This window comes from Nocardia sp. NPDC019219, assembly GCF_040632645.1.
Lineage (GTDB): Bacteria > Actinomycetota > Actinomycetes > Mycobacteriales > Mycobacteriaceae > Nocardia > Nocardia sputorum.
Genome location: NZ_JBEYCG010000035.1, coordinates 1 through 5,969 on the forward strand (window position 1 = coordinate 1; position 5,969 = coordinate 5,969).

The window sequence follows — 5,969 nt, forward strand, 5'->3', positions numbered from 1 at the left end:
CTTCCAGACCTCATCCTGGGCGCGCTCGTCGAACAGCGAGATCTGCCACGGATGCACACCCACCACGGCGGTCACCCAGCCGGTCGCGACCGCCGCTTGCTTCTTCGTCGCCTACGCGGCGGCCGCGCGAACGCGAGCCGGGCCGCGAACGGCAATGCTCGGTCTCGCTTCGCTCGAGACCTGTAGTCGAGGCGAGCCGGGCACGACCGCGTGCACACGCAGAACCAGAGGGCGCGACCAACAGACTTCGGTCCCGCCGTCACGCTCCCGGCCGCCGCACCCCCTCTCGCGGCACACGGCGGACACCGCCCCTCCGCCTACGCGGATAGGCCACTCGGACGCGAGACGGGGCCGCGAGCTCCGTCTCGCTTCGCTCGATACCCGTAGTCGAAGCGAGACGGGCACGTCAGCATGCAAACGCAGAACCAGAACGCGCGACCGACACGCCACGAACTCAGTGGCCGCTCATCGCCGCCACCACGCGATGGCCGTGGAAAGACCGATGGCCGCCCACGTCGGGGCGGCCATCGGCACGACTCGGCGCGGGGCGTCGCCCCGCCGGGGTCAGACGCGGACGATCAGCGCGTCGCCCTGCCCGCCGCCGCCGCAGAGCGCGGCCGCGCCGACCCCGCCGCCGCGGCGCTTCAGTTCCAGCACCAGGTGCAGCAGGATGCGGGCGCCGGACATGCCCAGCGGGTGTCCGATGGCGATCGCGCCACCGTTGACGTTCACCTTCTCCGGGTCGATGCCCAGTTTGCGGGTGGACGCGACGCCGACCGCGGCGAACGCCTCGTTGATCTCCACCAGGTCCAGGTCGGCGGGCGAGATGCCCTCACGCACGCAGGCTTTGGCGATCGCGTTCGCGGGCTGATCCTGCAGGGTCGAGTCCGGGCCCGCGACCACGCCCGCCGCGCCGATCTCGGCGATCCAGGACAACCCGAGCGACTGCGCCTTCTCCTTGCTCATCACCACAACCGCGGCGGCGCCGTCGGAGATCTGCGACGCGGTCCCCGCGGTGATGGTGCCGTCCTTACGGAACGCCGGACGCAGCTTGGCCAGCGACTCCACCGTGGTGTCGGCGCGAATGCCCTCGTCCGTGGTCACCAGCACCGGATCGCCCTTACGCTGCGGCACCGCGACCGGGACCACCTCGTCGTCGAAGACGCCGTTCTTCCAGGCCGCCGCCGCACGCTGGTGCGAAGCGGCCGCGAACGCGTCCTGATCCTCCCGGCTGATCCGGTCGGTCTCGTTGCGCTGCTCGGTGAGCGCGCCCATGGCCTGGTCGGTGAAGATGTCGTGCAGACCGTCGTAGGCCATGTGGTCGCGCAACGTCACATCGCCGTACTTGAAGCCCTCCCTGCTCTTCTCCAGCAGGTGCGGCGCCTGGCTCATCGACTCCTGACCGCCCGCGACGACGATCTCGTACTCGCCCGCCCGGATCAGCTGATCGGCCAGCGCGATCGCGTTGATGCCGGACAGGCAGACCTTGTTCAGCGTCAGTGCGGGCACGTCCATCGGGATGCCCGCGGCCACCGCCGCCTGCCGGGCCGGGATCTGCCCCGCGCCCGCGGTGAGCACCTGACCCATGATCACGTAGTCGACCTGGTCGGGCGCGACGCCGCCCTTTTCCAGCGCCGCCTTGATCGCGAACCCGCCCAGATCGGAACCGCTGAAGTCCTTCAGACCTCCGAGCAGCCTGCCGACCGGGGTACGCGCACCGGAGACGATCACGGAAGTGGTCACGACGAGCCTCGCATTCGTAGATCGGACCTGCCCCGCGCCCGCATCGGGCCGCGCGAGAGCAGGTGTTCCTACTCAACGGTAGCGGGTGCGCCTCGCGCGCCCAGTGCCAGGTCGCGCTACTTTCGAAGGGTGAGCAACGTTATCGAACAGTCATCTTTCATCCCGGCGGATTACGTCACCGCGGTCGATCACGTCGGCATCGCGGTGCCGGACCTGGACGCGGCGGTCGCCTGGTATGCCGAGAACCTCGGCATGGTCGAGACCCACCGCGAGGTCAACGAGGCTCAGGGCGTGCACGAGGCGATGCTGTCGCTGCCCGGCGCACCCGACCGCGCCACTGCCCTGCAGTTGCTGGCTCCGCTCAACGCGGAATCCACCATCGCGAAGTTCATCGACCGCAGCGGACCCGGCTTGCAGCAACTGGCCTACCGGGTGACCGACATCGAGGCCGTCTCGGCGCACCTGCGCGCCAAGGGTCTGCGTTTGCTGTACGAGGCGCCACGGCACGGAACGGCCGATTCCCGCATCAATTTCATCCACCCAAAGGATGCTGGAGGTGTGCTGATCGAGTTGGTCGAACCGAACGCGAATGTTACGCACTAGTATCGCCGTCAGGCCGGGAAAACTCGTTGGAATGACATTCGCAGTCGAGTCACCATCGGCTGCCCCCAGGCTGTAGTTTGTGTGCCATGTCGTCACCCGAGTCCGATCGCAATCGCTTCGTTGCACTGCCCTTCACCGTTGTGCGCAAGGGTTATGCGCAAGACGAGGTGCGTAATTACTTCGACCGCTTCGACGCGGAACTGAGAGTCACCGCCACCGACCGCGATGCGGCTGCGGCACAAGCACGTAACCTCGCGAGCCAGCTGGAAGACGCGCGCGACGAGATCGACGAACTCCGCAAGGAGGTCGACCGACTCTCGGTGCCGCCGACCACCGCGGAAGGCATGTCCGACCGCATCTCCCGTATGCTCCGGCTCGCCTCCGACGAGGCGTCCGAGGTCCGTGCCCTGGCCCAGGCCGAGGCCGCGGAGATGGTGTCGATCGCCGAGCAGCAGGCCACCGAGATGCGTGGCAAGTACGAGTCGCTGCTCGCGGAGACCAAGGAGAAGCGCGAGGCGCTCGAAATCGAGTTCGAGCAGACCCTCGCGAACGCACGCACCGAGTCCGCCAAGATCATCGAGGCCGCTCAGGCCGAGGCCGACCGCATCGCGAAGGAAGCCGACGCGAAGCGCAAGGCCACCCAGCAGGACTTCGAGGCCACCATGGCCGAGCGTCGCACCAAGCTCACCCGCGCCATGGAGGAGCTGGAAGCCACCAGCCGCGCCGAGGCCGCCCAGCGGATCAAGGACGCGACCGACGAGGCCAACCGCCTCATCACCTCCGCCACCCAGACCTCCGAGCGCAAGATCGCGCACGCGAAGGAACTGGCCGAGGAGATGCGCGTGCTGCGCGGCCGCGTGCTCGCCCAGCTGCTCGGTATCCGCGGTCAGCTCGACTCGGTGCCCGCGATGCTCGCCGCGGTCAACCGGGAAAGCGAATTGCTGGACGGCGTCCCGGATCAGCGCAAGTCGATCGGCGGCAACACCAAGTCGGTCACCGGTTCCCGGCAGAAGGCGATCCCCGAGGTCGCCACCGAGGACGAGGACATCGACTCGGAGGAGCGCGAGAGCGCCGACATCAGCAACTGACGTCGGGCGCAACGGCGACAGTAGCGATATCTCAACCGAATTCACCGAAGGCCGCCCCTGCCAGGGCGGCCTTCCCTAATTCCAGCCTCGACCGAACCCACACGGCCCCCATGCCATTCGACAGACGCGCGTGGCACTCGTCGAGCGGGTTCTGTGTCGGTCATCTCGTGCAGCCTCCAGGACGACAGCACGCCGCAACGCCAAAGAACGCGACCACCCGTTCGCGACGGCGACGAGCGGCAGCCCACTAAGCCGGTGATGATCAAGGCTCAGAAGGCCGGTGGCCGCGGTAAGGCCGGTGGTTGTCAAGTACGCCGCGCCCCCGGAGGACGCGCTCCCGCACGCGCATCCCCGGATTCCGCGTGCGCACAGCACAGTGGCCGCCGACACCATCCCCACGCGCTCGATACGCCGAGACGACGAGCGCGGGCTTGCGGCATACCTGACGCGGCCCACATGCCCGGCTGGACGAGTCAGGACCACCGACGAGTGATCCGGCGGGTCCGGCGGCCGTTCCAGCAGCCACGATGCCAATGCCGCCGATCGTCCTCTCCGCCGTACGCGGGCCAGGCGACGATGTGAGCGACCCCGGGCGGAATCTCATGGTCACAGCCGGGGCAGCGATAGGTCTTGGTCGCGCGGGTGCCCGGGATGGCGCGGACCACATACGTCTCATCACCGTCCGGACCCGATTCGGTGCGTCCGAAAACCTCGCCGAGCGGCGCGCCACCCGCCGGCCGGCGATCAGCGTGGCGATCCGAACGCGGTTTCCGGCGGGGCATGCGACAAGCCTATTACCCGCCCGCGCACGCCCCGCATGCCCCCGAACTCAGAACAGGCGGAATTCGTTGCTCTCCGTGCCGCGCAGGGCGTCGTAATCGAGTGTGAGGCAGCGGATACCGCGGTCCTCGGCGAGCGTGCGCGCCTGCGGCTTGATCTGCTGGGCGGCGAAGACGCCCGCGACCGGAGCGAGCAGTGGATCCCGGTTCAGCAACTCCAGGTAGCGGGTGAGTTGTTCGACGCCGTCGATTTCCCCGCGCCGTTTGATCTCCACCGCCACGGTGCCGCCGTCGGCGTCCCGGCACAGCAGGTCCACCGGACCGATAGCGGTCATGTACTCACGACGGATGAGCGAGAAACCGGCCCCGAGCGTATGCACGTGCTCGGCCAGCAGCTCTTGGAGATGAGCCTCCACTCCGTCCTTCACCAAGCCCGGGTCGACGCCGAGTTCGTGTGAAGAGTCGTGTTCGATGTCCTCGATGGTGATGCGGAGTTCCTCACCGGCCTTGTTGGTGACGACCCATAGTGCCTTCGCACCGTCCGGCAGCTGCGCGTCACCGTTGCGTTCTTCCAACCAGCACGGCGGGCTCATCCAGTTCAGCGGCTTGTACGAGCCGCCGTCGGAATGCACGAGCACCGAGCCGTCCGCTTTCATCAGCAGCAGTCTGCGGGCCATCGGCAGATGGGCGGTGAGTCGCCCCACGTAGTCGACCTGACAGCGAGCAATCACTAGGCGCACCCAAGCACTGTAGGCGAGCGGCTCGCGGCGGCCGCCGTCAGCCCATGAGCAGCGTCGCGGCGAGGATCGCGCTCGCCGCGAGCAAGGCGCTCTCGAGCCGGGTGAGCCGGTGCGCGGGGGTGGTGGACCTGGTCGTCATGAGAAAGCCGACCGCGGTCCCGATCATGAACGCCACCAGATGTCCGACGTGGGTGAACGTCTGCTCGATCAGCACGCCTTCGACCGCGACGATGAACCACAGCGTCGCCCAGGCGATGCGCCACCGGTGCGGCACCGCCGCCACCAGCGCGCCGATCAGCGCCATGGCGCCGTAGCTGACGCCGACGTCCTCGGCCCAGCGGATGCTGGCAGGCACCCACCCGGCTTGCACACCGACCCACAGGCCCGCCGCGACCAGCAGGGTCGCGCCGATGTGACCGGCCAGGAAGACGCGCACCGCCCGCAGCGCGCCGAAGCGCAGCTCGGCCAGGGCGAGCAGACAGGCCAGCAACGGAATGATGACCCACGACCCCACTACGTCGCCGATCACGAAGGCACTGGCCAGCAGTGTCCCGAGGCGGCCGCTCAGCAGGTTGTGCAGGTTGGTGCTCGCGTGCAGCACCATTCTGGTCTGCGCGGAGTCGCTCAGCACGGAGAAGACCGCCGAGACGACGATCAGTCCGGACAGATACACGGCCGTCGCGGGCAACCTCAGCCGCCGCCAGCGCGATCGCGGCGGAGCGGCGGGGTCGAGCGGCGCCGAATGGGCCGGCGTCGTCGCGACGATCATGCGTACCTCCGTTGTCCGCGCGGATACGACGATGCCATCCATGGTGCCTGGCCGCACGGTACGTACTCCAGGTACTCCCTGGAAATTTGCTGCAAAACACAGTTTTGCCCCGGAAATGGCGAAAGGCCCTCGACTGTGTCGAGGGCCTTTCGGGAAAGGATGTTCCGGCGGTGTCCTACTCTCCCACACCCTGTCGAGTGCAGTACCATCGGCGCTGGCAGGCTTAGCTTCCGGGTTCGGAATGGGA

The 5,969-nt window shown here is 68.1% G+C and carries 6 protein-coding genes and 1 rRNA gene; 2 read left to right on the forward strand and 5 right to left on the reverse strand.

Features of this window, described 5'->3' with window-relative positions; translation table 11 throughout:
• Nucleotides 1-564: 564 nt before the first annotated feature.
• Nucleotides 565-1,743: an acetyl-CoA C-acetyltransferase gene (locus ABZ552_RS33955; protein WP_357441940.1), complete on the reverse strand. Its 1,179-nt coding sequence runs from the start codon at nucleotides 1,741-1,743 to the stop codon at nucleotides 565-567.
• Between the two features lie 129 nt (nucleotides 1,744-1,872).
• Between ABZ552_RS33955 and mce the strand changes: the two genes are divergently transcribed.
• Nucleotides 1,873-2,346 (forward strand): methylmalonyl-CoA epimerase, encoded by a 474-nt coding sequence (gene mce / locus ABZ552_RS33960; RefSeq protein WP_281875219.1) that lies wholly within the window; start codon nucleotides 1,873-1,875, stop codon nucleotides 2,344-2,346.
• Nucleotides 2,347-2,432: 86 nt separating this feature from the next.
• Entirely contained in the window at nucleotides 2,433-3,434 is a 1,002-nt protein-coding gene (locus ABZ552_RS33965) for a hypothetical protein (RefSeq protein WP_281875220.1), read from the forward strand.
• A gap of 473 nt (nucleotides 3,435-3,907) precedes the next feature.
• Here ABZ552_RS33965 and ABZ552_RS33970 read toward each other — a convergent pair whose 3' ends face one another.
• The 4 genes from ABZ552_RS33970 to rrf form a co-directional block, all read right to left on the reverse strand.
• The gene (locus ABZ552_RS33970) at nucleotides 3,908-4,216 is read right to left on the reverse strand and encodes an ATP/GTP-binding protein (RefSeq protein WP_357441942.1); all 309 of its coding nucleotides are present in this window, start codon (nucleotides 4,214-4,216) and stop codon (nucleotides 3,908-3,910) included.
• Between the two features lie 47 nt (nucleotides 4,217-4,263).
• The gene (nucS, locus tag ABZ552_RS33975) at nucleotides 4,264-4,953 is read right to left on the reverse strand and encodes an endonuclease NucS (protein WP_159842722.1); all 690 of its coding nucleotides are present in this window, start codon (nucleotides 4,951-4,953) and stop codon (nucleotides 4,264-4,266) included.
• A gap of 37 nt (nucleotides 4,954-4,990) precedes the next feature.
• Nucleotides 4,991-5,722, reverse strand: coding sequence for a rhomboid-like protein (locus ABZ552_RS33980; RefSeq protein ID WP_281875222.1), 732 nt, complete (start codon nucleotides 5,720-5,722; stop codon nucleotides 4,991-4,993).
• 162 nt (nucleotides 5,723-5,884) lie between these two features.
• Nucleotides 5,885-5,969: ribosomal RNA gene (gene rrf, locus ABZ552_RS33985) — 5S ribosomal RNA — on the reverse strand; the annotation flags it as partial.